This window comes from Pseudarthrobacter phenanthrenivorans, assembly GCF_036455295.1.
GTDB lineage: Bacteria > Actinomycetota > Actinomycetes > Actinomycetales > Micrococcaceae > Arthrobacter > Arthrobacter phenanthrenivorans_C.
This window is the reverse complement of the sequence record NZ_JAYXNX010000005.1, coordinates 25,450-51,549: the sequence shown is the minus strand read 5'-3', so window position 1 is coordinate 51,549 and position 26,100 is coordinate 25,450. Positions and strand designations below refer to the sequence as shown.

General features: G+C 64.4%; 25 protein-coding genes. 10 read left to right on the top strand and 15 right to left on the bottom strand.

The window, feature by feature from the left end; genetic code table 11:
- Positions 1-49: 49 nt before the first annotated feature.
- The gene (locus VXJ37_RS08070) at positions 50-343 is read right to left on the bottom strand and encodes an HPr family phosphocarrier protein (protein ID WP_331322534.1); all 294 of its coding nucleotides are present in this window, start codon (positions 341-343) and stop codon (positions 50-52) included.
- Between the two features lie 161 nt (positions 344-504).
- On the opposite strand from VXJ37_RS08070, the gene VXJ37_RS08065 reads away from it, so the two are divergent.
- Positions 505-1,275 (top strand): GntR family transcriptional regulator, encoded by a 771-nt coding sequence (locus VXJ37_RS08065; protein ID WP_141941442.1) that lies wholly within the window; start codon positions 505-507, stop codon positions 1,273-1,275.
- 157 nt (positions 1,276-1,432) lie between these two features.
- Here VXJ37_RS08065 and qcrB read toward each other — a convergent pair whose 3' ends face one another.
- The 4 genes from qcrB to ctaE form a co-directional block, all read right to left on the bottom strand.
- Positions 1,433-3,103, bottom strand: coding sequence for a cytochrome bc1 complex cytochrome b subunit (gene qcrB / locus VXJ37_RS08060; RefSeq protein ID WP_331322533.1), 1,671 nt, complete (start codon positions 3,101-3,103; stop codon positions 1,433-1,435).
- The gene (qcrA, locus tag VXJ37_RS08055; RefSeq protein WP_331322532.1) at positions 3,081-4,151 is read right to left on the bottom strand and encodes a cytochrome bc1 complex Rieske iron-sulfur subunit; all 1,071 of its coding nucleotides are present in this window, start codon (positions 4,149-4,151) and stop codon (positions 3,081-3,083) included. Before qcrA ends, qcrB begins: the two co-directional genes overlap by 23 nt.
- A gap of 99 nt (positions 4,152-4,250) precedes the next feature.
- On the bottom strand, positions 4,251-5,039 hold the full coding sequence (gene qcrC / locus VXJ37_RS08050; RefSeq protein WP_331322531.1) for a cytochrome bc1 complex diheme cytochrome c subunit: 789 nt from the start codon (positions 5,037-5,039) through the stop codon (positions 4,251-4,253).
- 86 nt (positions 5,040-5,125) lie between these two features.
- Positions 5,126-5,764, bottom strand: a complete 639-nt coding sequence (gene ctaE / locus VXJ37_RS08045) for an aa3-type cytochrome oxidase subunit III (protein WP_174237505.1) — start codon at positions 5,762-5,764, stop codon at positions 5,126-5,128.
- 148 nt (positions 5,765-5,912) lie between these two features.
- Here ctaE and trpD point away from each other — a divergent pair, with 148 nt between their 5' ends.
- Entirely contained in the window at positions 5,913-6,968 is a 1,056-nt protein-coding gene (trpD, locus tag VXJ37_RS08040) for an anthranilate phosphoribosyltransferase (protein WP_331322529.1), read from the top strand.
- A 31-nt stretch (positions 6,969-6,999) separates the two neighbouring features.
- Here trpD and VXJ37_RS08035 read toward each other — a convergent pair whose 3' ends face one another.
- The 6 genes from VXJ37_RS08035 to VXJ37_RS08010 all read right to left on the bottom strand — a co-directional run bounded on the left by VXJ37_RS08035 (position 7,000) and on the right by VXJ37_RS08010 (position 12,713).
- A complete protein-coding gene (locus VXJ37_RS08035; RefSeq protein ID WP_043456257.1) occupies positions 7,000-7,281 on the bottom strand; it encodes an Lrp/AsnC family transcriptional regulator in 282 nt (93 codons plus the stop codon).
- A gap of 112 nt (positions 7,282-7,393) precedes the next feature.
- Positions 7,394-7,795 (bottom strand): DUF3054 domain-containing protein, encoded by a 402-nt coding sequence (locus VXJ37_RS08030; RefSeq protein WP_331322748.1) that lies wholly within the window; start codon positions 7,793-7,795, stop codon positions 7,394-7,396.
- A gap of 787 nt (positions 7,796-8,582) precedes the next feature.
- On the bottom strand, positions 8,583-8,858 hold the full coding sequence (locus VXJ37_RS08025) for a hypothetical protein (protein ID WP_331322528.1): 276 nt from the start codon (positions 8,856-8,858) through the stop codon (positions 8,583-8,585).
- A gap of 934 nt (positions 8,859-9,792) precedes the next feature.
- Positions 9,793-11,139, bottom strand: a complete 1,347-nt coding sequence (locus VXJ37_RS08020) for a hypothetical protein (protein WP_331322527.1) — start codon at positions 11,137-11,139, stop codon at positions 9,793-9,795.
- A 139-nt stretch (positions 11,140-11,278) separates the two neighbouring features.
- Positions 11,279-11,611 (bottom strand): helix-turn-helix domain-containing protein, encoded by a 333-nt coding sequence (locus tag VXJ37_RS08015; RefSeq protein WP_066275886.1) that lies wholly within the window; start codon positions 11,609-11,611, stop codon positions 11,279-11,281.
- A gap of 4 nt (positions 11,612-11,615) precedes the next feature.
- The gene (locus VXJ37_RS08010; protein ID WP_331322526.1) at positions 11,616-12,713 is read right to left on the bottom strand and encodes a tyrosine-type recombinase/integrase; all 1,098 of its coding nucleotides are present in this window, start codon (positions 12,711-12,713) and stop codon (positions 11,616-11,618) included.
- Positions 12,714-13,126: 413 nt separating this feature from the next.
- Between VXJ37_RS08010 and VXJ37_RS08005 the strand changes: the two genes are divergently transcribed.
- The 3 genes from VXJ37_RS08005 to VXJ37_RS07995 all read left to right on the top strand — a co-directional run bounded on the left by VXJ37_RS08005 (position 13,127) and on the right by VXJ37_RS07995 (position 16,251).
- Positions 13,127-14,362 carry a type III polyketide synthase gene (locus VXJ37_RS08005; RefSeq protein WP_331322525.1) on the top strand — a complete coding sequence of 412 codons (1,236 nt, stop codon included), beginning with the start codon at positions 13,127-13,129 and terminating at the stop codon, positions 14,360-14,362.
- Between the two features lie 61 nt (positions 14,363-14,423).
- A complete protein-coding gene (locus VXJ37_RS08000; RefSeq protein ID WP_440589791.1) occupies positions 14,424-15,074 on the top strand; it encodes a methyltransferase domain-containing protein in 651 nt (216 codons plus the stop codon).
- Position 15,075: 1 nt separating this feature from the next.
- Complete coding sequence (locus VXJ37_RS07995) at positions 15,076-16,251, top strand: FAD-dependent oxidoreductase (RefSeq protein WP_331322524.1); 1,176 nt, start codon at positions 15,076-15,078, stop codon at positions 16,249-16,251.
- Positions 16,252-16,257: 6 nt separating this feature from the next.
- Here VXJ37_RS07995 and VXJ37_RS07990 read toward each other — a convergent pair whose 3' ends face one another.
- Entirely contained in the window at positions 16,258-16,671 is a 414-nt protein-coding gene (locus tag VXJ37_RS07990) for a nuclear transport factor 2 family protein (protein WP_331322523.1), read from the bottom strand.
- Between the two features lie 54 nt (positions 16,672-16,725).
- Here VXJ37_RS07990 and VXJ37_RS07985 point away from each other — a divergent pair, with 54 nt between their 5' ends.
- From VXJ37_RS07985 to VXJ37_RS07965, 5 genes are all read left to right on the top strand, one after another.
- Positions 16,726-17,406, top strand: a complete 681-nt coding sequence (locus VXJ37_RS07985; RefSeq protein ID WP_331322522.1) for a peptide deformylase — start codon at positions 16,726-16,728, stop codon at positions 17,404-17,406.
- 69 nt (positions 17,407-17,475) lie between these two features.
- Positions 17,476-18,357, top strand: coding sequence for a putative RNA methyltransferase (locus VXJ37_RS07980; protein WP_331322521.1), 882 nt, complete (start codon positions 17,476-17,478; stop codon positions 18,355-18,357).
- Positions 18,358-18,486: 129 nt separating this feature from the next.
- Positions 18,487-18,960, top strand: a complete 474-nt coding sequence (locus VXJ37_RS07975) for an NfeD family protein (RefSeq protein WP_331322520.1) — start codon at positions 18,487-18,489, stop codon at positions 18,958-18,960.
- Positions 18,961-18,982: 22 nt separating this feature from the next.
- Entirely contained in the window at positions 18,983-19,942 is a 960-nt protein-coding gene (locus tag VXJ37_RS07970; protein WP_331322519.1) for an SPFH domain-containing protein, read from the top strand.
- Between the two features lie 229 nt (positions 19,943-20,171).
- On the top strand, positions 20,172-20,519 hold the full coding sequence (locus VXJ37_RS07965; protein WP_026266052.1) for an RNA polymerase-binding protein RbpA: 348 nt from the start codon (positions 20,172-20,174) through the stop codon (positions 20,517-20,519).
- A gap of 102 nt (positions 20,520-20,621) precedes the next feature.
- Here the strand turns inward: VXJ37_RS07965 and VXJ37_RS07960 are convergent, their stop codons facing one another.
- The 3 genes from VXJ37_RS07960 to VXJ37_RS07950 form a co-directional block, all read right to left on the bottom strand.
- Positions 20,622-21,365, bottom strand: coding sequence for a polyprenol monophosphomannose synthase (locus VXJ37_RS07960; protein WP_331322518.1), 744 nt, complete (start codon positions 21,363-21,365; stop codon positions 20,622-20,624).
- Positions 21,366-21,461: 96 nt separating this feature from the next.
- On the bottom strand, positions 21,462-23,111 hold the full coding sequence (locus VXJ37_RS07955; protein ID WP_331322517.1) for an amidohydrolase: 1,650 nt from the start codon (positions 23,109-23,111) through the stop codon (positions 21,462-21,464).
- Positions 23,112-23,172: 61 nt separating this feature from the next.
- Complete coding sequence (locus VXJ37_RS07950) at positions 23,173-26,094, bottom strand: DEAD/DEAH box helicase (RefSeq protein ID WP_331322516.1); 2,922 nt, start codon at positions 26,092-26,094, stop codon at positions 23,173-23,175.
- Positions 26,095-26,100 lie beyond the last annotated feature (6 nt).

Sequence of the window (26,100 nt, the reverse complement as noted above, 5' to 3'; positions counted from 1 at the left end):
CCCCCCCCGGGGGGGGGCCCCGACGTCGTTTTTGCGGTTTCCGCAGCCTTTAGGTCGCTCCCTGCGACTCCAGGAGTTCGCGGAGGCCGCGGAGTGCATCCAGTGCGGTTTGATGCGCCAGAGCGTCCTGCAGGACATTCCCGCTAACGGACAGTTCTACCTCGCACCCGTGGGGGAAGTCGGCAGTCATCACCTGCAGCAGGGAACGCGCGTCCACCTTGCCGGCGCCGGCCTTGCTGATGGTGACCGGAAGACCGGTGTCAGTGACGGCGCGGACAAACACCGCGGCAGAACGTGCATGCAGACCCACAGGTGCTGCCACCACGGCCTTCTCTGTTAGCAAGGGGACTCCCTACTGTGAACGACGGCCCCCGCCCGTCTATTGCGAAATTTCCTCACCAAATATAGCGGGCGCTGGGTGGCCTCACGAATGAGTGCCGTGGTCGCCGCACTGGTCTAGACCGTTCTAGAATTGGCTGCAAACCCGACAGCAGGAGATAAACCATGGCAGCTGGCGCCACGGCCATTACGGGCGAGATAGATCGCACCAGTGGGACCGCCATATACGTTCAACTGCGCGAAATTCTTCGTACCTTCATCGCAGAGTCCTGCCCTCCCGGCTCCGCTCTTCCATCCGAGCGCGATCTTGCCGAGCGCTTCGGCCTGGCCCGGATGACAGTCCGGCAGGCGATCGACGCCTTGGTGGGGGAGGAGGTCATCGAACGCGTAGTAGGCCTGGGGACGTTTGTCCGGCGCCCCAAGGTAGACCTTCAGGTGAAGCTGACCTCCTACAGCGAAGAGATGCAGCGTCGCGGCATGGTTCCGGCGGCCAAGGTGCTTAGCTTCGAACAGATAGGCGCCAGCGCATTCCTTGCCCGCGAACTGCAGCTGGATGAAGGGACCCCGCTGGTCCGCTTCCGGCGGTTGCTCCTTGCGGACGGCGAGCCCATGAGCGTGGACGAAAACTTCATTCCGGCGCACCGCGTTCCCGGGCTGCTCGACGGCGAGCCTCCTACGTCGCTGTACAACGTGCTGAGTGAACAGTTCGGCCTGGTTATGGAATGGGGAGAGGACATGATCGAGGCGACCGCCGCTTCGCCTTCCACTGCCCGGCTGCTGAATGTTGAGGTGGGGGCGCCGCTGTTGAAGATCCAGCGCCACGCTTTCGTTGCACGAGCAATGGTGGACTACTCGGTTTCGTACTACCGCGCGGACCGGTACAAACTCTGGGTGCCTCTGCAGCGGCCCGGAGCCAGGCGCGCCCGCAACCACTAGTCCTTAACCCGGCAGCCCTGGAGCGGCCCCTCCAGGGCTGCCTAACGGGGTTTGGCAACGTCCGCGATAAGTGCTGGCGTCCGCTGCTGGCTGGCAGCCCCATAACGCAAGAAAGGCCCGATCCTGAATGGATCGGGGCTTTCTTGTCACTACGGGATTAGTGCGTCAGGCTCTTGCTTCCCTCTGCAGCCTCAACAGCTTCGTGGCCGTGGCCGTGGGCTGCCTCAAGCTCAGCAGGCGTTGCCGGGGCAACGCGGTCCTCGAAGAACCAGCGGGAGAGGAAGGCGCGGCGCTTTTCCTTCCGGGTGACGACACCGTGCTCATTGGGCTGGGCCGGAATCACCTGCGGCGACTCAAAGCCAACCAGCCTGTAGCGCTTGTACTCATCGAGGGGCGCGTGCACTTCGATGAACTCGCCGTGCGGGAGCCGGACGATGCGTCCGGTTTCGCGTCCGTGCAGGGCGATTTCCCGGTCCTTGCGCTGCAGTGCAAGGGCAACACGCTTGGTGACGATGAAGCCGATGATCGGTCCGATGAAGAACAGCGCACGCAGCCAGTACGTCACGTCGTTCAGCGAAACGTGGAAGTGCGTTGCAATGAGGTCGGAACCTGCTGCGGCCCACATCACGCAGTACCAGACGAAGCCGGCAACACCGATGGCGGTGCGGGTGGGTGCGTTGCGCGGACGGTCAAGCACGTGGTGCTCCCGGTCGTCCTTGGTGACCCAGCGCTCAATCCACGGGTATGTGAACATGACGGTGAACAGGATGCCAGCGGGTACCAGTGCCGGCAGCAGTACGTTGAAGGTGAACACATGCCCGAACCAGACCTGCTCGACGTGCCAGCCGAACGGGTTGCCTGGCATCAAGCGGAGCGCGCCGTCAACGAAGCCGATGTACCAGTCAGGCTGGGTGCCGGCCGAAACAGGGGAGGGGTCGTACGGGCCGTAGTTCCAGATGGGGTTGATGGTGAAGAATGCAGCCATCAGCGCCAGGACACCAAACACGATGAAGAAGAAGCCGCCGGCCTTCGCTGCGTACACAGGGCCGAGGGGGTAGCCCACGACGTTGTTGTCGTTACGGCCCGGACCGGGGTACTGCGTGTGCTTGTGGACGACCACCATGAACAGGTGCAGGACGATCATCAGCAGGATCATGGCCGGTACCAGCAGGATGTGCAGCGTGTACAGGCGGCTGATGATGGCCGTGCCCGGGAACTCTCCGCCAAACAGGAAGAAGGAGATGTAGGTACCGATAACCGGGATGGACTTGATGACACCGTCGATGATTCGCAGGCCGTTACCGGAAAGCAGGTCATCGGGGAGGGAGTAGCCCGTGAAACCGGCTGCCATGGCCAGGATGAGCAGCACGCTGCCCACAACCCAGTTCATTTCACGCGGGCGGCGGAAGGCACCGGTAAAGAACACCCTGAGCATGTGGACCGCTACGGAAGCCACGAACAGCAATGCAGCCCAGTGGTGAACCTGGCGCATGAAAAGGCCGCCACGGATATCGAAGGAGATGTTCAGGGACGAGCTGTACGCCACCGACATTTCCACACCCTTAAGGGGCGTGTAGGAACCGTCATAGTGCGTCTCCGCCATGGACGGGTCGAAGAAGAAGGTCAGGAAGGTGCCTGACAGCAGCAGGATGACGAAGGAGTACAGCGCCACCTCACCGAACATGAACGACCAGTGGTCCGGGAAGACCTTGCGGCCGAATTCGCGAAGGATGCCGGAACCGCCGACGCGGGAATCAACGAAGTCGGTAAACCGGCCCGTCTTTGTTTTAGCGACGAAAGCGGGTTCAGCTGTTGATGTTGCGCTCATGCTCATCACGCTCCCAGTAACTTGGTCCTACGGGTTCATGGAAGTCGCTGGTAGCGACGAGGTAGCCCTCGTCATCAACTGCGATGGGCAGCTGGGGGAGAGGACGGCTGGCGGGGCCGAAAATCACCTTGCACTCTTGCGTAAGGTCAAAGGTGGACTGGTGGCACGGGCACAGCAGGTGGTGCGTCTGCTGCTCGTACAGAGCAACAGGGCAACCGACGTGGGTGCAGATCTTGGAGTAGGCAACGATGCCGTTGTAACCCCACTGCTCGCGTCCCTGGGAGGGATGCAGTGATGAAGGATCCAGGCGCATGAGGAGGACAACAGACTTGGCCTTCTCATTGAGCTTGCCTTCCTGCAGCTCGTTCAGGCCCTCCGGGATCACGTGGAAGGCAGAGCCGATGGTGACATCCGAGGCCTTGATGGGAGTTCCATCGGGGTCGCGGGTAAGGCGCTTGAGCTTGCCGTCCTGGGGAGCCCACATGGTGTGTGCGAGCTTGTCGTCAGGCCGCGGACCAAGGTCACCGAAGATTGCAACCGCGGGAAGCGGAGCAAGCGCTACAGCACCCAGCAGGGTGTTGCGGATCAGCGGGCGGCGCTTGATGCCGGTTTCCTCGACGATGTCGTCGACGATGCGGACAGCAGCCTGCCGGTCCTCCTCGTAGCGGATCGCGTGGCGTTCCTCGGAGACTTCGTGATCGGGCATCAGGGCCTTCGCCCAGTGCACGATGCCGGTACCGATGCCCAGCATGGCGAAGGCAGTGCCTATGCCAAGCAGGGTGTTCTGGAGCCGGATAGTGGCAATGCTGGAGTCGTTGCCCAGATCAATGGCGAAGTACGCCACCAGGAAGATCAGGGTTCCAACAACAGAGATGCCAAACAGTAAGGCGACCTGCCGTTCTGCCCGCTTTGCGGCCTTCGGGTCCGTGTCAGCCAGGCGCAAACGATGCGGGGGAATTCCAGGATCCTGGAACCTCTCCACCTCATTCTGACCAGCCGTAGCTACGGTGCCCGAGTGGTTCGGACTGCCGTCACTATGGTTGCCCATAATTCGCCTCATCCTTCTCTCGTCCCGACTCTCGCCGGGTTAGTTTCTAATTTCAAGCTGCTGACAGGGCAGCAGAAGTGTGTTGTTCCCGCGGAAACGTCAGGACGTGCGCGAGGTGAGCCAGATGGTAAAAGCAATGATCACACCGAGACCGGCAACCCAGACAAACAGGCCTTCGGCAACCGGGCCGAGGGAGCCGAGGTCGGCGCCGCCCGGGGAACCGGTGGTCTCGATCTGCTTCAGGAAGGTGATGATGTCCTTCTTGCCTTCGGGGCTGATGTTGGCATCGTTGAACACCGGCATGTTCTGGGGGCCGGTGGCCATGGCCTCGTAGATGTGCTTGCCGGTGACATCGGCCAGGGCGGGTGCGAATTTGCCCTGGGTCAGCGCACCGCCGGCTGCGGCGGCGTTGTGGCACATGGCGCAGTTGGTGCGGAAGAGCTCGCCACCCTTTGCGGCGTCGCCGCCACCATTTGTCAGGTCGTCCGCAGGAATTGCCGGGCCTGCTCCCAGGGAAGCTACGTAGGCTGCAAGCTGGGAGGTCTGCTGGTCATTGAACTGGACCGGCTTCTTCATCGCCTGGGGACCGTTCATCTGCATCGGCATGCGGCCGGTGCCCACCTGGAAGTCAACGGCAGCTGCGCCAACGCCCACCAGTGAAGGGCCGTCCTTGGAACCACTCGCGCCCATACCGTGGCAGGTGGCGCAGTTGGCGGCGAACAGTTTGCCGCCTTCTTCGACGTCGCTTGCGCTTGCGGTGGTGGTGCTTGCCTTGGCCTCATTCATGGAGGTTGCCGCGGCGTACAGCGCACCCGTGACGAGGAGCCCCATCAGAAGCAGCGCTATTGCTGCAAGTGGGTGACGCCGCTTTTGCGAGAGTGCCTTCACGTGGTGGTTCCTTTATTCGATCCTGCGGCGTCTCCGGGAGCCGCTACCTGAAATTCTGCCTCTTGTAGAAAAAGAATCAAAGCTGGCTACTTGAGTACGTAGATGACCAGGAAGAGGCCGATCCACACGACGTCAACGAAGTGCCAGTAGTAAGAAGTGACGATCGCGGATGTTGCTTCGAAGTGTCCGAACTTCTTCGCGGCGAAGGACCGGCCCATGATGAGCAGGAAGGCGATCAGGCCGCCGATGACGTGGAGGCCGTGGAAGCCGGTGGTCATGTAAAAGGCGGAGCCGTAGGCGTTGGAGGAGAGCGAGACGTGCTCGGAGACCAGCATGGCGTACTCGGTGGTCTGGCCGGCAACGAAGAACGCGCCCATGAGGAACGTCAGGGTGAACCATTCGTTCATTCCCCAGCGGGCGAACTGCAGCGCACCTCCGGTACGCCGGGGCTGCAGCCGCTCTGCAGCGAAGACGCCCATCTGGCAAGTGAAGGAACTGGCCACGAGGACAATCGTGTTTACGAGCGCAAAGGGAAAGTTGAGCTTGGCTGTCTCTTCTGCCCACAACTGCCCGCTGGTGGAGCGGAGCGTGAAGTACATGGCAAAGAGACCGGCGAAGAACATCAACTCGCTGGAGAGCCACACAACGGTTCCGACGGAAACCATGTTGGGGCGGTTCAGCGTTGGGTGCGCCGGGGTACTGGGGGCATGGGTCGCAGATGTCACATAGACATTATGTCTGTAAAAGTCCGTGCTGCCCAACGCAAACCGCCTTTTCGGGGGACTTTTTCTACAAAGACGCGAAATTGCCCGGAAAAGTTCCGGCCACCGTTCACATTGGTCAGTGCGCCGCATGGGTAGATAGCATCAGCAGGTGACTTCACTGGCATCTGCAGCGTCCGGCAACACCTGGCCCAGGCTGATCTCCGCGCTGATCAAGGGCACCGACCTCACTGCGGAGAACACCTCCTGGGCCATGGACACCATCATGTCCGGGGAAGCGACGCCTGCCCAGATTGCCGGATTCCTGGTAGCACTCAGCGCCAAGGGCGAAACGGTGGACGAGCTGTCCGGCCTCGTCGAGGCGATGCTTTCCCACGCCCGGCCCGTGGCAATATCAGGCGAAAAACTGGACATCGTTGGCACCGGTGGTGACCAACTTAACACCGTGAACATCTCCACCATGGCGGCCCTCGTCGCGGCCGGCGCCGGGGCAAAGGTGGTTAAGCATGGCAACCGTGCCGCGTCGTCGTCGTCAGGATCCGCGGACGTGCTCGAGGCTCTCGGGGTGCGGCTTGACCTGACCATCGACCAGGTGGTTCGCAATGCAGAAGAGGCCGGCATCACGTTCTGCTTTGCGCAGGTCTTCCACCCATCGTTCCGGCATACCGCTGTCCCGCGCCGCGAACTGGCCATCCCCACCGCCTTCAATTTCCTGGGACCGCTGACCAACCCCGCCAATGTGCAGGCCTCGGCCGTAGGGGTGGCGAATGCCCGCATGGCGCCGCTGGTGGCGGGCGTCCTGGCCCGCCGGGGGAGCAGGGGACTGGTGTTCCGCGGCAACGATGGCCTGGACGAGCTCACCACAACCGGCCCTTCCACCGTGTGGGAGATCCGCAACGGCAGCGTCAACGAACTGCGCTTCTCCCCGCGGGACCTCGGAATCAGACTTGCCACAGTGGAGCAGTTGCGGGGCGGCGATGCTGCGGCCAACGCGGGAGTTGTCCGCGACGTACTGGCCGGCAAAGAGGGGCCGGCGCGGGACGCAGTGCTGGTCAACGCCGCCGCCGGACTGGTCGCATTCGACAGTGACGCGGAGGGTCCGTTCCTTGCGCGGATGCAGAACGCCTACGCGCGGGCGGCCCGGTCGATCGACTCCGGTGCTGCCGCCGCCGTCCTGGACCGCTGGGTTTCCCTCTCCCGCGCCTGAAAAGTGTCCGGCGCCTGCAACGGGCGGCAGCTTACTGTTCGAAGCCCAGGGAAAACGCTGCGTCCAGGTCGTGCTGGGAGTAGGCCCGGAACGCGATGTGCGTGGTGGTGTGGACTACCGCGGGTACCTTGGAGAGGCGGTCGGCGATGACGTCGGCAAGGTCCTCATGCCGGTGCACGCGTGCCACCGCAATCAGGTCCCATTCACCCGTCACTGAATAGACCTCGCTGATGCCCTCGATGGCCGAGATCTCCTCTGCCGTCTCCGGAATGCGTGCGGCGTCAGTCTTGATCAGAACAAATGCGGTAACCACGTTTGACCCCTTCAATCAGTTCCGCCGCGGCAGGGCCCGGCAGGTTTTGTCTGCACCAGCCTATTACAAGGGAGACATTTCGCGGCGGCCGCCTCTGCTGAGGTCCCGGCGGCTATTTTTTGCGGAGCCTGCCAAAGCCTGCCACCAACAGGCGGTAACCCAGCAGGAACACGGCCAAGGCAAGGGTGGCCACGATGATGAAGGGAAGCACCACGGTCTGGGCGGTCAGTGCCCGGAGGAGCATGCCCCCGACCAGGCTGCCGAGCCATACTGGAACGCCGGCCCGGACGAGGGACAAGGGTGCGCGCCAGGTCCGGGAAGCGACCCATCCCGCAGCCGCGCCTGCCAGGAAAGGCCATGCAGTCTGGAGCACGCCAAGGACGGGCTCCTCGCGGTGGTGCGCATCGCGGCCTATTGCCGCGAACGCGAGGATCAGCAGGATGTCCACTGCTGCCGCCGCAAGTACCGCCTTCACCGAGGTGGATTTCGCCGGCTTGGTTTTCAAGGAACTCATGGTTTCGAGCTTAGCGGGCGCCGCACAGCCGGGCTTCCCCGTCTTCTTCCCGGCCACGCCCGCTCCGTACCCGGCATCGCACTTGCCGTCATGAATGACGCCCTGACCGGACGCCACAGGGTAGTGGTCCTGCGGGTTGAAGATCGCCGTTGTGATTCCTGTCGCCTTCCGTGCACAGTTTCGGACGAAGGAGCCTGACTCATCCTTGCCGCCGATCAACATGTCGATCCACAGTGAAGCATTCCCGAATTTTGCGGCTCCGGTGTGGCAGGGGCCTTCTTCAGGTTTTGGTCCGTCCCCGCAGGTGTCTTCGACGATGAAGTAGCGGCGGACGTCCGGGAGGTAGATCCGCGTGCCCGCCGGAATGTCGAGGACGTCCTCACCAGTGGAACGGGAATGCCCGACGGCGAGAGTCACCGGATCAGCGCCGCCTGGTGGATGCGCGGGCCGGCCGGTCCGGGCTGGAGCTGTTCTGTGGTCCTGTCATTGGCTGCTGCCGGTGAAACTGTTGCTGAGCGCCCTGGTAAAGTCGCCCGCGTCCTGCTCGACGCCGCTGCAATCAGCTGATGGCCCCTGGAGCCCATCCGTAGCCAGCGGGCTGCATCCGTTGTCCCTGTTGATGGACCCAAGGGAGAGCCGGCCGATGCCACTTTCGCGTGAAAAGCTGTTCAGGCCCGAAGGATCCTGCACAGAAAAAGGCTTTCCCTCCACATCGTTATCGCCAACTATTGAAGTGAGCCCTATGCCCTGCCAGATCTTCCCGGATAGGTTTCAGCGTTCTGGCCCATCACACTGCCTGTTGCCCGGCGCTCCGGCGAACCAGCCAACTCGCTTCCCACCGCAGGTGGTAGCAGGAGTCTTCGTCCCATTCCACGAGGACGTCCGTCACTGTATAGGCCACGGCATTGCCTACGCAGGACCGAACCTTAACCGGCGCCGGGCGCAACAGCACGACGGGTTTTCCGGGGGCATCCTGCAGCGCTTCGTCGCGCATCAGCGAGCGGCATCCCTCGCAGGTGGCACCGGGATGGGTGCAGTTCACGGGGCGGAGGATTTCACGCATGGGGCGTCCTTGGAGCTGTAAGGAGAACCGGGCGCCCCGCCGTCTGCATGAACAAAAGAAAGGCCGGAAAGGCTGTTTCAATGCGCGCCCGCGGCAGAACCGGCTGGCCTGCCGCCGTGTCCAAAAGAGTAGGACGTCCACCGGCAGTGCGCATGGGTGTGAGCTACCCAACTTTCCGGCCATGCCCCCGTTTCCACCGGTTAGGGGGAGGGGATGCAGTAGGGTCACAGCAGGACCAAGCCCAGCCCAGTCGGACCGGAGGCGCAGTGAACAAAGCCTTGTGGATTAGCAGCCTCGTAGGATCTGCCTTGGGAATCAGCCTGGGGCTGGCCATCTTCCAATCACCATTCTGGGGGTGTGCGCTGGGTCTTGGGCTCGGAGCCGTGGTGGGCGCATCAATCCGGCATCGCCGTTGAGGGGTACCGGAGGAGGACCGCACGGTCCGTCTGCATTACTGGCAACGGTGATTATTCGATTTGAAACTAATCAGCAGCGAAGTTCGACGGGAAATGCGAGGGGCCGACAGGCGGTGCGTTGAAACTTCCGCTCTACGTCAGCCTGGCTGGCTGGCTACTGATGCTTTCGCGGCTCTGCAAGGTGGTCTTACTTGCTTCCATCTTCAGATCGGCGTGTGGTGGCGTCTCCCGTTTCGGGCCGAACTGAACGCGAATGCTTACGTGTTCTCATGACCATGGGGATACCGATGGCAAGAATGACAACGGTGCTTATTAGCAATCCGAGCATGCCCAGGGTTCGGTAGAGGAACGTAAAGAGAGCAGGAATCACTAGCGCTGCGGCGATGATTAGTCCCGTTGGTCGACTGTTACTCGCGTGAGGTCCCTCTGATGAGCTGTTCTCCTTGGGAAGAAGCACTGCGTTGCCTCCATCGGGACCGGATTGTCGATCTGCTGCTGCCAGCCATTATCCATGGCACCTAGATTTGCAGGTAGCGGGACCAAGGTTCCGCCGCGGCTGCGGCGTGCTTTTGCGTGACTTGGTAGCTGTAGCCAAGCATCTCCGCGACGAGGGGTGCGGGGACTTCCCTGACCAAGCTGCGGATTGATGCGTTGCGTGCGCCGCGGAGGTTGATGCCGATTTCCCGCAGCTGTTCCATGAGGGTGTTGGGGTGGAGGTGCTGCCCTGCGCGGTAGCCGGGGAAGAGCCAAGGGCTGCCGGAGCTGTTGCCGGTGCGCAGGTTGGGGCGGGAGGCCAAGTGTTCGGTGATTAGTCCTGCGAAGGGCTCGGGTACTGGTGCAGGATCTCCATGGCCGAGCGATAGTCGGAGACCGTTAGGAGTGATGATGACATCGGTGCTTTTCATCGCGGCGATCTTCACAACTGGTTGGGCGTAGAGCAGCAGGAGAATGGCAGCGACCCGGTAGGACAAGGTGTCAATGTTGTCCGTGAGGCAGACTTTGAGCATCGCGAGCCGTTCTCCCTGGGTAAGAAGGGGAACGGTTCTGGCCTGGCGATGACCGACAGCGATGTTCGTGCAAGTCCGGTTTTTAACTGCCCAGACGAAGAAGGTTCTGATGCGGTGTCTGGTGGTCGGGCCGTCGGCCAGCCAGGCATCGACATCAGCTTGAACGCACGAGGCGACGGTCCGTCCGTGAGTGAGTTTGAGCCAGGTGAGGAATTTGATGGCTTCGGTGATTTCTTGTTTTGCGTTGTGCACGGGGCTTTGGGTGGGCTGCCCGTCTAAGGAGATGCTCCTGATGCGTCGAAGGTGATGCCAGCGGGCGAACGACTCGACGGGTCGTCGAATCTCGGGGTCATCAATTCCACCGAGCTTGCAGGCTAGCCACCGCTCAAAGAGTGCGAGGTAGTGGTTTCGGGCCGGGAGTAGCTGGTGATGGGTGAGCAGGCTGCGCAGATGTTCCACCCGCAGTCCGTTGGATTCCTTGTCGAGGGCTTCGTGACTGAGGGGGATGTCTCCGGTGGCGAGTCGTTCGAGCAGTTCGCGGACGCTAGTCTGGCGGAGCCAGGTGAGGATGCTCTCGGGTCGCTGGGCTGTGCAGAGCGCGGCGAGCAGTTTCGTTGCTGTCGTTTCCTTGCCCTGGGGCTCGTTGACGTGCATCAGCGCGGTGAGGTCGTTCCGGAGTGCGCAGCGGGCGCAGGTGTTTTGGCGGTAGTGCTCGGTTTCCGTCCCGCAACTGGAGCAGTGGTAGTCCTGGGTGATGCCGGCGCAATCGACGCAGACTGGCTTGTCACCATGGGAAGCAGATCTGCCGGGGAGCATGCGTTCTGTCCCGCAGCCGGGGCAGGTGCCGTGGGTGCGCATGGCGACCGTGAAGCAGGTCCCGCAGATCCTGCCTTCGGGCCAGCTGGCACGGTGCTTGCCGGCTGCTCGTGAGCACCTGTCGCAAATGAACGCCCCGGTGGTTCGGGGCCGTCCCCGAACGGCCAGCCGGGGGCTGATCTCAGCCGTCATCGCGGATTACCCGGGCACGTTTGGGCCGGATGGTCTTGTTCAGATCCACGACATTGGCGTCGGAGGCGACTTTGCGGACCTTGGCGTCCGTTGCCGTGACGGTGACCAGGTCCTCGGGCCCGCAGGAGAAGATGTCGCAGAGCGCGGCGATCATCATGAGTGAAACGCGCTCCGGGCGTTGGGTCACCAGCCGATAGACCTGGGAGGCGGAGAGTTCGATGCCGCGTTCCTTGAGCAAGGGACTGAGGTCGGTGCTGTTGTGCATTCCCCGCGCTGCCATCAGTTCTGCAAGCCGCCAGCGGTAGTCGATCTCTCGTTTCATGCGTTCAGTCTTCCATTCCGGCCAGTGCGTCCCGGATCGTGGAGTCCAAAGCGCGGCGCAGTGTTTTGACCCTGTAGTCGCTGGAGACAGAGGTGTAGAGGGCCGTCGTTGAGGCGTGCTCGTGCCCGGCCTGGTGCTGGACGAACAAGGCGTCCATGCCTGATTCGATCAGGTGGGTGACGTAGGAGCGGCGCAGCGAGTGGATGTCCAGGCCGGGGGAGAGGCCCAGGTCCTCGGAGTACCGGTTGAACCTGCGGTTCAGCGCCGTCTCCGAAACCAGGGTGCCCCGTTCGGAAGGAAACAGGTCCAGGCCGTCGGTCATGTGCGGGTGGCCGCGTTCCAGCCAGTCGGCAACGATTTCCGTGGACCAGTCGAAGACGGTCAGGACGCTGCGGCGCTTGGGTGGTGATCCCTTCATGGCTTTCCCGTGTCGGACCTGCAGGACCCCGTACTTGCCGAACTCCGGTGCGTGCGGATTCCTGGAGAAATCCACCGTTTGCAGGTGCCTGACCTCGTTGCGCCGGAGGCCCCAGCAGTAGGCCACCTTGAACAGGACAGCGTCGCGGTAGGCCGGCAGCCAGCCCTTGCGGCCAAGCGTTGCGATTCTGTCGACCTCTTCGTCGGCCCGGTCAAAGAAGGCCTGCAGCTCTTGCCGGGTGAACGGTCGACGTTTGGGATCCGATTCGTTGGTTTGGGCGTGGACCGCGGTATTCCAGTCGAAACAGACTTGCGAAGCGTGCGTTCCGAAATGCTGCTCGCAGACCCGGTCCCAGCCGTAGTCAGGTGAGGCGACGTACGAGCAGAACGCCCGAAGCGCCGCCTGATAACTTCGGATCGTGGACTGGGCCGCGTGCTTCAAACTGCGCAGATCCCCGAAGAACTCATCCACATGTGCCGGCGTCCACTGCCACGGATACTCATTCGTGGACTCCTGGAACCGTGTCACCAGGCGCTCCCGGCCCTCGATGGTGCCGAAGGACAGATTCCTGCTCAGCTGCTGATTCCGCCACCCGGTGAGCATTTGGGTGAACACAACATCCTCGGGATGGAGGAAACGCACTGCGCCGAAATCCAGCACGCGTCCCGCAGAATCGACAGCCATGAACCCTCCTGAAGCATTGCATTGGATGCAAGAATCATGCAATTAATGCAGAGCCCCTGCAAATCCGCTGCTAAAGGGGGCATCTAGGGCTAAGGTCAGGCTGCTTGCGCGCCCTGTCGATGCTTTTAGGAGGGCCGTGCGCCGACTGTGTACGAAGTGTTTCCCCAGGTCACGGCGCTTTTCAGAGATGAATGACTGTGTGGCGGCAAGTCTCGGGCGGAGGAGGGCCGATCATGCATCAGATGCAATAATCACTATTCTAGTTGACATAATGTAGATTATCGGCGCTTTAGTGGGGGCCGGAGCAGTGGAGTAGAAAGCCTGCTCCGGGGCCTTTCAGGACAAACGCAATCGGGCCTGGTCAAACGCCTTCAGCCATTGTCTTTCTCCAGGCGCCCGTCAAGAATGAACCAATGACGGTCTACGTGCGTTCACTTGAAACTGCAGTTCCGACGACAAAGCTGATCCAGTCCGAAGCCCGTGATGTTTTTGCGGCGCAGCCCGGGCTGTCCCGCCTGGGATCACGACTGGTCAGCACCTGCTTTGACGGCGCAGCCATTCAGACCCGGTACACCGCCGTACAGGAACTGACCAATTCGAGCCGCTCCGAGAATCCGCAGTTCTACGACCAGGAATCCGGGCTGCTGCTCAATCCCAGCACGAAGGTCCGTAACGACATCTTTGCGCGCGAAGCCACCAAGCTGTTCGTGGAGGCCTCCCGCGCTGCCCTGCAGGCCGCCCCCGAATTCGATTTACTTGACATAACTCATCTGGTAACTGTTTCCTGCACGGGCTTCTTCAACCCAGGCCCGGACTACAAAGTGGTTCGCAAACTCGGCCTCAGCCCTGCCGTCCAGCGCTACCACCTGGGGTTCATGGGCTGTTATGCGGCTTTTCCCGCCCTCCGCGCCGCCAAGCTCTTCTGCGAGGCGGACCCGAACGCCGTCGTCCTGGTCGTCTGCGCGGAACTGTGCTCGCTCCATGTCCGCACCTCCAATGACCCGGACACCATCATGGGATCAGCCCTGTTCGCCGATGGCGCCGCGGCCGCGGTCGTGACGGCACGGCCGGACGTGGCGGAGACCGCACTGATGAAGCTGGACCATTTCGAAACAGTCCTCACACCGGTCGGTGAGGACTCCATGGCATGGAACATCGGCGACAACGGCTTTGAAATGGTGCTCGGCAACTACGTGCCGCACATTATCGATGACCACATCGTCGGGGCCCTGCAGCCCCTTCTCGCGAGGGAGCCGGAACTGGCTGCACTCCCCTACGCTGCCATCACCCACTGGGCCATCCACCCCGGCGGCCGAAGCATCCTGGACAAAGTGCAGTCCCGGCTGGGCCTGAGCGACACCCAGCTGGTTCCTGCACGCGAGACGCTTCGGAACTACGGCAACATGAGCAGCGCCACCGTGCTGTTCGTCCTCAAACACATCCTGGAACAACCGATCGAAGACGGGCAGCCGGATGAAGACGGGCGCATCTGTTCCATGGCGTTTGGTCCGGGCCTGACCGTGGAGACGGGCCTGTTCACCAAGCTGCGCCAGCATGGGGCCGTTGCCCCCAGCCGCAGCCAGGAGGATACCGCCGAAAGCGTGGAAATTCTCCACGGCCTGGCAGCCGCGGAAGCCACGCTTGCCTGAGCCGGACGCAACGGCAATGGGCCTCCTGCTCCGCCGGCGCGCTGCCGCTGAAACCGAGCAGATGGACCGGCCTGACTGCGACCCCGGGCTCCTGGACAACACGTACCGGCAATTCATGGTGATCAACCGCGTGCTGTCGGGCTGGCGGCAACTGTATGCCAGGGAGCTGCGGACCATCCACAAGGCGGACCAAAGTCCGGTGACCGTCCTGGACATCGGGTCCGGGGGCGGTGACCTTCCGGTCATGCTGTCCCGTTGGGCCGCCAGGGACGGAAACGCTCTGCACATCACCGGCATCGACCCCGATCCGCGGGCAGCCGCCTTTGCCAGGGGACGGCCGGCCACTCCGGGTGTCGAATTCCGCCAGGCGCACAGCGCCGAGCTCGTGCGGGAAGGAGCCCGGTTCGACGTCGTAATCTCGAACCACGTGCTGCACCACCTGGCACCTGATGAACTTCGCCAGCTGCTGGCGGATTCGGAAGTCCTGGCCGTCCGGAAGTCGCTGCACAACGACCTGGTCCGAAGCCCGGCGGCGTTCGCCCTCTTCAGCGTGGCCGCGCTGCCCTTCCGGCACTCCTTCATCCGGCAGGATGGGCTCACGTCCATCCGCCGGAGCTACCGGCCTGCGGAGCTGGCCGCCGCCGCTCCCCCGGCATGGTCCGTTGGGAAGTCCTCGGCCTTTCACCAGGTCCTGTCCTTCCGCCGGGACTGACATGGGTGCGGATGTACTGATTGCGGGCGCGGGGCCGGTGGGCCTGTACCTGGCTGCTGCACTCCTCCAGGAAGGCGTGGCGGTGAGGGTCTTCGAACAGCGGCAGGCCAGGAACCGGCATACCCGGGCGATCGGCATCCACCCGCCTGCGCTCCGCGCGCTGGCCGGGGTGGGAGTGGCAGGCGACATGGTGCGGGAGGGGGTCCGCATCAGGGCCGGCATGGCCGTCAGCCGCAGGAGAACCGTTGGGACCATGGCGTTCGATGCCGTATCAGCGGAATATCCGTTCGTGTTGGCACTGCCGCAGTTCCGGACTGAACAGCTCCTGGAAGACCGCGTCAACGCCCTGGATCCCGGTGCGATCGTCAGGGGTGCGGACGTCACCAGCGTCAAGGACGACGGCGGCAAGGTCGCCCTGGGCGTGGCGGTCGGGTCAGGTGCCTGGGCTGGAGCAGCGCACGGCAGTGTGACCGCCACCGGTGCGTTGCTCGTCGCTGCCGACGGTGCGAGGTCCCGGCTGCGGGCCGCGCTCGGCGTGCCGGTGGTCCGCCGCACGTATCCGGATCATTACCTTATGGGGGATTTCGACGACGGCACGGACTTCGGGGACAACGCGGTCCTGTTCCTCGAACCGGAGGGAATCGTGGAGTCATTTCCGCTGCCCGGCGGGATCCGCCGCTGGGTGGTGCGGCTGGGCCGCCCGGCTCCACCGGCTGCCTGTCCCGCCGGACTGGCCCGCGTGGTGCGATCCCGCACCGGATACCTGCCGGACGCTGACACAAATTCCATGCTGAGCGCCTTCAGCGTCCGCTCCACCGTCGCCAGGCGCACTGTGGCCGGGAGGTGCGTGCTGTTGGGCGATGCAGCCCATGAAATCAGCCCCATCGGCGGCCAGGGCATGAACCTTGGCTGGCTGGATGCCCGTGAACTGCTGCCCTTGATCCTCGCAGCCCTGGCAGGAAAACCGACTGGACGGCAGCTCCGGGACTACGAAAAGAGCCGGCATGGGGCCGCGGTCCGTGCGCGCCGGCAGGCGGAGATCAACATGATGCTGGGCAGGCCGCTGCCCGCGCCGCTCCTCAGGGTCCGGACCGAAGCCATCGGAGCCGCCGCAGCGATTCCGGCAGTGAACCGGTGGACTGCAAGGCGCTTTACGATGCACGGGGATCAGGCCTAGGCGTGGCTACCGGAAATAGCAGTCGTAGCTGTCCTGGGTAGCGATGACGCCGTCGAGGACTTCAAATACGGAGGACGTCCTGGCGCGGATGGTTTCACCCCGGTCCCAGTAGCGCAGGTCCATCAGCACAGTGGCGGACCAGTCAGCCTCGACTACCACCCTGCCCCCTTCACAGGTGGTCCGTTGAATGGTGAACCGCTGGTCCTCCACCACCTCGCGGCTTTGGTCGGCGCCTGCCAGCACTTCCGCCAGGCCCCGGATGGAACCCTCCGGCGCCAGCAGGTGCGGGGCCTCCGTCAGGACGAAGGAACTGGAAAGGAACGGCCGGATGTCGTCAGCCCCGCCGCCCGCTTCAAGGACCCGGATGAATTTCAGCACGTGATCAAGTGGGGCTGCGGGCGGGAGGAGATCGTGGACCATGCAGTAGACCCTAGCCGACGGCGCCCCCGCGCCATTGGACAGTAGGCTGTCACCATGACCCAGGCTGTCCCCGAAACCACTGCTACTGCCGACGACATCCGTGCAACGGTGGAGCGGATCCTGTCCGGCGCCTCCCTTCCCCCGATCGTCCAGGCGGGCCACCCGGCCCTGCGCCAGCGCGCTGCCAAGTTTGAGGGCCAGTTATCCCCGGACCAGCTGGACCGCCTGATCCGGACCATGCGCGAAGTCATGCATGCGGCGCCCGGGGTGGGCCTTGCCGCCCCGCAGTTGGGCATCCCCCTGCAGCTGGCCGTCCTGGAGGACCAGTTTGATGTGGACCCCGATGCCGCGGCGGTGCGGAACCGGAACCCGCTGGAGTTCCTGGCCGTGCTCAATCCGCGGTACACGCCGCTGGGAACGGGACTCCCGTCGTTCTACGAGGGGTGCCTGTCGCTAAGCGGGCTGCAGGCCGTAGTTGCCCGCCCGGACGCCGTGCTGTTGGAGTATTCAGCCCCGGACGGCACCCCCGTAAGGCGTGAGTTCTCCGGATGGCAGGCGCGCATCGTGCAGCATGAAACGGACCACCTGAACGGCATCCTCTACATAGACCGCGCCCAGCTCCGGTCGCTGAGCAGCAACGCGGAATACGCCGCACATTGGGCCGAGGCAGGCATCGGCAAGGCGCAGGAAGGCCTCGGTTTCGACGCCGGACCCGCCGGCGTCCCGCTCCCCTGACCCAATGCCCGTCCCGGCACGTTCACAGCCGGCGGGACGGCAACGACCGGCCACCCTAAGATGGTTCCCATGCCTTCCGCGGATCTGCTCCTCCTGTGTCCTGTCTGCTCACACCCGCTGAAGCAGCTGGCAGGGGGCGCCGGGCGCCAATCCCGCCTTGCCTGCCCCAACGGCCACACCTTCGACGCCGCCCGGCAGGGCTACTACAACCTCCTCGTGGGCAAAGGTTCGCCCTTCGAACCTGACAGCGCCGCGATGGTGGCATCCCGCTTCGACTTCCTGGGGAACGGCTACTACCGTCCGCTGGCACAGGCCCTGGCTGCCGCCGTCGTTCCTCATCTTCCGGAGGAAGGAGCGGTGGTGCTGGACTCCGGAACCGGCACCGGGCACTATCTGCGGGAGATCCTCGATGCGGCGGCTGTGCAGGGGCGCAAGGCTGCCGCGGTAGGCCTGGACATCTCCAAGTTCGCCCTGCGCCGTGCCGCGCGGCTCAACCCTGAGGCGGTGAACCTGGTCTGGGACATCTGGAAGCCGTTTCCGGTGGCCGGCAACTCCGTGGACGCAGTGACAGTAGTCTTTGCTCCCCGCAATCCCGCTGAATTTTCCCGCATCCTGCGTCCCACGGGCCTCCTGGCAGTGGTAACCCCGCGGGGCGGACATCTCGGGGAAATCGCCGCCATGACCGGAATGCTGGGTATCGAAGAGGGCAAGGACGAGCGCCTCGCCGAACAGATGGCCGGGCACTTCGTGGCAGACAGCAGCCTCGACGTCGACATTGCGCTGGACCTCTCCCGCAACGCCGCCGCCGACCTTGCGTTCATGGGTCCCGCCGGCCACCACGTGGACCGTGACCGCATAGCGGAACGGATGGCAAACGCCACGGAGCCAGTGAGGGCAACGGCAAAGTTCAGGCTCTCCCTGTTCCGGCCCAGAACCGGAAACCCCCAATAACGACTTGGCTACTATCCCCCGCCGTCTGCGGGGACGTGGCCCACGCCCCACCCTGCCGGACTAGGATGAAAAGACAGTTACCGGCGGATCCGCGGCTGCGGCTCCCCCGTGACGAAGGGGGAAACAGGGATGTTCGAATGGCTTGGCGAAAACTGGTGGGCGCTTTGGCTCACGGCTTTCCTGGCGTTTGCGGTGGTCGAGATGATCACCCTTGACCTGTTCTTCATCATGCTTGGCGGCGGTTCGCTTGCCGCACTGGTCGCCGATTTCGCGGGCGCGGAGCCCTGGCTCCAGGTGGTCGTCTTCTGCATCGTTTCACTGCTCATGGTTGCCTTCGTCCGGCCTGTGGCGCTCTCCCACCTGAAGAAAGGCCCATCCGACCAGCGGACCAATGTGGACCGTCTGATCGGTGAGCCGGCGGTGGTGATGGAGGCCGTGAGCTCCGACGGCGGCCTTGTGAAAATCGGCGGCGACATTTGGAGTGCCCGCTCCGCGGCGGGAGTGCTTCCCGCTGGCCAGAAGGTGGTCGTCTCGGCCATCGACGGCGCAACAGCAGTAGTTTCGGCACCGCCGACGGCGGCCGCCGGTCCAGATACAGCCTGACAATTGGGGAACAAGGAGTTGTATGGAAAACGCAGGCGGGACAGCGCTGGCCGTTGTGCTGGTAGTCCTGATCGTCTTTGTCATCATAGTTTTGGTCCGTTCCGTACGGATCATCCCGCAGGCCCGCGCCGGCGTCGTTGAACGGCTTGGAAAATACCAGCGGACGCTCAATCCCGGCCTGACCATCCTGATTCCGTTCGTGGACCGGCTCCTGCCGCTCCTGGACCTCCGGGAACAGGTGGTGTCCTTTCCACCGCAGCCCGTCATCACGGAGGACAACCTGGTGGTCTCCATCGACACCGTGGTGTACTTCCAGGTTACCGATCCGCGGGCCGCCACCTATGAGATCGCCAACTACATCCAGGCCGTGGAGCAGCTCACCACCACCACGCTGCGCAACGTGGTGGGCGGACTCAACCTGGAAGAAGCACTCACCTCGCGCGACCAGATCAACGGACAGCTCCGTGGCGTCCTGGACGAGGCCACCGGCCGATGGGGCATCCGCGTCTCACGGGTGGAATTGAAGGCCATCGATCCGCCGCACTCCATCCAGGATTCGATGGAGAAGCAGATGCGCGCCGAGCGCGACCGACGCGCGGCCATCCTCACCGCCGAGGGGACCAAGCAATCAGCCATCCTGACTGCGGAAGGCCAGCGGCAGGCCGCCATCCTTAAAGCCGAAGGCGAGGCCAAGGCGGCCATCCTCCGTGCGGACGGCGAATCCCAGGCTATCCAGAAGGTCTTTGACGCCATCCACAAGGGCAATCCGGACCAGAAGCTGCTGGCCTACCAGTACCTGCAGACGCTCCCCAAACTGGCAGAGGGGTCGGCCAACAAGCTGTGGATCATCCCCAGTGAAGTCGGAGAAGCGCTGAAGGGAATCGGCAATGCCCTCGGCGGTGCCACTGCGGACTCCCCGGAGGCCGGCGGTACGGAGGGCACGCTGTTCCAGCCGGGACCGGCTGCGCCCCGCCAGCCTTAGCAGGGCAAGGAAAAGGAGGGTTCCGCGGCGTCCGCGGAACCCTCCTTTTTTGGTCCAGACGGGATAGCACCCATATAATTGGGTATTTGTCCGGCAGGAGAATACCAGCTGGAACAACCAAGCTTCGCAATGCGTTGAATCCTATGATGCAGCACAGTAGTCCGGCAGCGCCATGGCGCCGCCGGCTGGCGCGGGAATTTCATCCGCGAACCGACCAGAGGGAGAAAAGATGAGCGATCGCAGCCTGCGGGGCATGCGCCTTGGCGCGCAGAGCATGGAGACCGAGTCCGGAGTTGAGCCGGCTCCGCGTCAACGGGTCGAATACCGCTGCGCGGATGGCGAGCAGGTCTTTGTCACGTTCTCCTCCGAGGCGGAAATTCCTCCCGTGTGGGTCTCCAAGACCGGCAAGGAAGCGCTTCTGGTGGACGGTGAAAAGCCGGACACCAGCAACGACAAGGCAGTCCGTACCCACTGGGACATGCTGCTGGAACGCCGCTCACTGCCTGAGCTTGAGCAGATCCTTGAGGACCGCCTGACCATCCTGCGCGAACGCCGCGGAGAGCGCCGCTCCGCATAGGTCCCCAGTGTATGAAGAAGGGGGCGGCCCGCACTTTCGTGCGGGGCCGCCCCCTTTTTCGTTCTCCTGTGGAGGGCCGGACTTACCGGGCCCCGCGGTGTGTTAGGCCTGCTTGTTCTTCAGTTTGCCGGCCAAAGTACCCCACCGTGCGGCCAGGCCCCACTTGGTGACGTTGATCATGGCTTCCACCACAATGTTGCCGCTCATCTTGGAGGCTCCGAGTTCGCGCTCGACGAAGGTGATGGGGCGCTCCTCGATGCGCAGGCCGAGTTTGGCCACGCGCCATGCCAGGTCCACCTGGAAGCCGTAGCCCACCGAGTCCACCTGGTCCAGGTTGAGCTTCTCCAGCGTGGTCCTGCGGAATGCACGGTAACCACCGGTGACGTCCTTGATGGGCAGGCCCAGCATCAAGCGGGCGTAGGTGCTGCCAACCCGCGAGATCGCCTGGCGGTACAGCGGCCAGTTGACCACGCTGCCGCCGGGAACCCAGCGCGAGCCCATGGCCAGGTCGGCTCCCTGGTCCACGGCTTCGAGCAGCTGGGGAAGCTGCTCGGGCTGGTGCGAGCCGTCCGCGTCCATCTCCACCAGGACGTCGTACCCGGCGTCCAGGCCCCACTTGAAACCGGCGATGTAAGCGGCGCCCAGTCCTTCCTTGCCCTTGCGGTGCAGGACGTGGACCTGGGAGTCCTCGGCGGCGAAGCCGTCGGCAAGCTGGCCGGTGCCGTCAGGGCTGTTGTCATCGACCACCAGGACGTCCGACGCCGGAACGGCCTTCCGAAGGCGTTGGAGCGTCTTGGGCAGCGACTCCAGTTCGTTGTAGGTGGGAATGATCGTAAGGACGCGCACAAAGGGCCTTTCCTGGTGGAATTGGTCGGTGCACCGCAGGGCCGGGCTTGCCGGCGCCGGGCGCAACTCCCCATTATAGGGCGGACGGTTGATGGGTCAGGAACGCAAAGCCGGGCTGGCGAAGAGTTCGGCGCCGTTTTTGACGGTTTGCAGGCATACCGGGTCGGAGCCTGTATCCAGGGCCGGGAGCAAAGGCGTCCTGGCCCGGGGATCCGTGCTCCACGATTGGACGCGCCCATCAGCCACCTGGACCATTAGTTCCTCCACCTCCCATACGGCGAAGCTGGCCGGCGCACCCGGTACAAGCTGCCCCGCCATGGGATTCGGGTGCCGGGCCGCCCTCCAACCGGCGCGGGTATGGCCAAGGAAGGCTGCCCGCGCGGAGATCCGTTCCCCGGGGTTGTGATGTTCCACGCACGCCCGCACGCTGGCCCACGGGCGCAGGGGGGTAACCGGGCTGTCGCTGCCAAAGCAGACGGGAACCCCGGCGGAGTAGAAAGCGGCAAACGGGTTCATCGAGCCGCTCCGTTGCCCCAGCCTTTGCCCGTACAGACCGCCCGGCCCGCCCCAGGCGGCATCGAAGGCCGGCTGTGCGCTGACGGTCACGGAGTAGTGTGCCAGCCTGGCCACAGCTGCGGCATCCGCCATCTCCACGTGCTCAAACCGGTGGCCTGCGGCGCGCACCCGCTGCTCCCCCACTTCCTTGGCGGCCAGGTCCAGCGCTTCCAGCGCCGCGTCCAGCCCGGCGTCGCCGATCACATGGAAACCACCCTGGATCCCCGCGAGCGAGCAGGCGGCCAGGTGGGCCGCAGCCTGCTCGACCCCAAGGTACAGCGAGCCGCGTTCCCCGGCTGCGTCACTGTAGTCGCTGCGAAGTGCGGCAGTGCGGGAACCCAGTGACCCGTCAATGTTCAGGTCGCCGGCCAGCCCACGAAGGCCTGGGGGGAACTGCGCCACCAGCGCGCGGGCCTGTTCCTCGGACGACACCAGGCCACCCCAGTAGGGCATCACCTCCGGGAGCTGTGCCCCGTCCTGTTCCTCGAGGTTCCAGCCCGCGGCCGTCCTGAGGTCATCGGCCCCGCCGATATGCGGCGCGCCCATCTCCGCTACGGCGACGTACCCGTTGGCGGCAGCTTCGCCAAGGGCGCGGGCCTGGTGGCGCTCCAGGGCCTCCCGGGGCATCTGCCGTGTTGCCAGCCGGGCTGCTTCGTGGGCTGCCCGCGTAACCCTGGCGCCGCCGTCGTACCCATCCTTGTCCCGGAGGGCGGCGTGCTCTGCCATGGACGTGGAAACCAGTGCGGAGTGCACGTCGACGCGCGTCAGGTACACCGGCCTGCCCCCGGCCGCCCGTTCCAGTTCTTCGGCGCTGGGGAGGGTGGGATCGGCCCAGGCAGACTCGTCCCAGCCGTGGCCGAGGACAGGCCCTTCCCCGGGGGCTCCGGCGACTGCGTCCAGCACGTCCCGGGCAGAGGTGGCTGCTCGAAGCTGCAGCGACTCCAGCGCGATGCCGGTTTCCGTCAGGTGCACGTGCGAGTCAACGAAGCCCGGCGCAACCAGGGCGCCGCGGAGGTCGATGATCTCCATTGAGCTGTCGGCAATGGACGACGCCGCTTGCTCCGAGCCCACCCATGCAACGGTGTCGCCGTCCACCAGCATGGCAGTTGCGAACGGGTCCGCGGCGGTATAGACGGATCCGTTTCGGTACAGCACCGGGGCGGGGCGGGAAGTGGCGTCGGAACGGGGCATGGGGTGGAGACTCCTGGGATGAGTGCAGGCCGGCGTGAACCGGCAAGGGATGGAAGCAGGGTTAGAGAACGGAAGAGTAGGCCACGACGCCGCGGCGGATGAGGTTGATGGCTTCGGCGCACAGCCGTGCCAGGCGCGGTTCGAGGCCGGGGATCTTGGCGAGCTGGTCCAGGAGGTCAACCACCTGCTTGACCCAGCGGACAAAGTCACCGGCGGCAAGGTCCGTGCCGCTCAGGACATCCTGCAGGTGCCGCCCGCGGGCCCACTTGTACAGTGGCCACACGAGGCCAAGTTCGGGCTCACCGGTCAGTGGAAGCTTGTTTTCCTCTTCCACGTCCTCAAGGACTGACCACTCCCTGACCACGATGTCCACCGAGGTCTCCAGGGAGACGCTCGGCATGCGCGGCCGCAGGCCCCGGTCCTCGCGTTTGGCCTGGTAAACCAGCACGCTGGCCAGGGCAGCAACCTCGGCGGCGTCCAGGTCATCGAAGGCGCCCAGCCGCAGCGACTGCGAGATCAGCAGGTCCTTCTCGCCGTAGATCCGGCGCAGCCGCTGGCCGTCCGGGCTGATCTTCAGGGCGCCGTCACCGGTGTCCTCCAGGTATCCGTAGGCGGACAGGACGTCGCACACCCGGTCGAAGGTTTTGGCGATCGTGTTGGTGCGGCCCTGGATCTGGCGGACCAGGCCGTCCGTTTCGCGCCGCAGCTTCCACCACCGCTCCGACCACCGCGCGTGGTCTTCCCGTTCGCTGCAGCCGTGGCAGGGGTGTGCCTTGAGGGCCCGGCGCAGATCGGCGATGCGCCTCTCCTGGTTGGGAAACGCGGCGCCCCGGCCGAAATCGTGGTTTCGGTTCTGCCCGGGAGCAGGCGGCCGGTTCTCGCGCAGGGCGTTCCGTGCGCTGGAGGCAAGGTCCCGCCGGGACTTGGGCACCTTGGCATTGAAGGATTTAGGAATGCGGATCCGGGTAACCGGCGCGATGGGTCCTTCCAGGTCGTCGGTGCCTATCCGTCGCAGCTGGTTGTCCAGGGTGAGCACGGCAGGCCGGGGTTCCCGGCTGCTGTGGTCGGAGCTGAGGACGACGGCGGGCCCCGGGGCACGCCCGCCGGGAACGTTGACCACGTCCCCGGGCAGGAGGCGCGCGAGGGAGTCGTCACTGAGTGACTTCTGGACCCGCGACTTGGTCCGGGAGGTGGCACTCTCGGCATCGGAGAGTTCCCGGCGCAGCCGGGCATACTCCGTGAAGTCGCCAAGGTGGCAGGTCATGGACTTGGCGTAGCCCGCAAGGGATTCCTCCCGGCTCCGCACCTGCCTGGCCAGCCCAACCACCGACCGGTCGGCCTGGAACTGGGCAAAGGACGATTCCAGGATTTCCCGGGCCCTGGCACGCCCAAACTGTGCCAGGAGGTTGATGCTCATGTTGTAGGTGGGCCGGAAACTGGAGTTCAGCGGATACGTTCGCCGCGACGCCAGGCCTGCCACCGCTGTGGGGTCCGTACCCGGCTGCCACAGCACCACTGCGTGCCCTTCAACATCGATGCCGCGCCGGCCGGCCCTGCCCGTCAGCTGGGTGTACTCCCCCGCGGTGATGTCGACGTGGGCTTCGCCGTTGAACTTGTCCAGCTTCTCCAGCACCACGGAACGGGCGGGCATGTTCACGCCCAGCGCCAAGGTCTCCGTGGCAAACACCGCCTTGACCAGGCCGTCGGCGAAGAGTTTTTCCACCACTTCCTTGAAGGTGGGCAGCATGCCGGCGTGGTGTGCAGCGAAGCCGCGAAGCAGTCCGTCGCGCCAGGTCCAGAAACCCAGGACGTCGAGGTCGTCCGGTGGAATGTCCTGGCCGGCCTCGTCAACGCGCTGGGCAATGATCCGCTGCTCTTTTTCCGTGGTGAGCCAGAGACCGGATCCCACACATTGCGCGACGGCCGCCTCACACCCTGCGCGCGAGAAGATGAACGTGATGGCCGGCAGCAGGTCCATCCGGTCCAGGCTCGCGATTACCTGCGGTCGGCTGGCGGGGCGTACCCCCGTTGGTTCGCTCCTGCCCGGGCGGTCATAACCGCCACGGCCACGCTGGCCGCGGCGGCCAGCGCCCGGCCGGCTGCGGAAACTCTGCTGGCTCTCACTGCGTGCCACCGTCAGCAGGTCCGGGTTGACGTCGAAGCCCCGTCCCTTCACGGTGTCCCGGGTCTTGGCAGCCGGCACCGGCTGCCGGTCCCCGTCCTCAACCGGCGGGGCGATTTCGTCGAAGGTGGTTTCCCCGGCGAACAGGTCCACGATTTGCCGGCCCACCATGACGTGCTGCCACAGCGGCACCGGACGGTGTTCGGAAACAATGATGTCCGTGTCCCCGCGGACGGTATCGAGCCAAGCGCCGAACTCTTCGGCATTCGAAACGGTTGCGCTCAGCGAAGCGACCTGCACCTCGCTGGGGAGGTGGATGATGACCTCCTCCCAGACGGCACCTCGAAACCGGTCGGCAAGGTAGTGGACCTCGTCCATGACCACGTAGCCAAGGTCGTCCAGGGTGGCTGAGTCCGCGTACAGCATGTTCCGCAGGACTTCGGTGGTCATGACCACCACCTGGGCGTCCCCGTTGATACTGGTGTCGCCGGTGAGGAGGCCCACGTTCTCCGCACCGTACTTTTCGGTGAGTTCGGTGAACTTCTGGTTGCTGAGGGCCTTGATAGGGGTGGTGTAGAACGCCTTCAGCCCACGCTGGAGGGCCAGGTAGATGGCGAACTCCCCCACGATGGTTTTGCCGGCGCCCGTTGGGGCCGCCACGAGGACCCCCCTGCCCTCCTGCAGGGAACGGCAGGCCTGCCGCTGAAAGTCGTCAAGCTCGAAGGCCAGGGTCCGGGTGAAAGCTCCAAGATATGTGGCGGCCTCGGCCCTGCGTTCCGCGCTGGCGCGGTATCTCTCAGCGGGCGACAGCTCTTCAGGATCGATGGGCCCGGTGGAGAAGGGTCCGGTGGTGGAGGACATACCCCA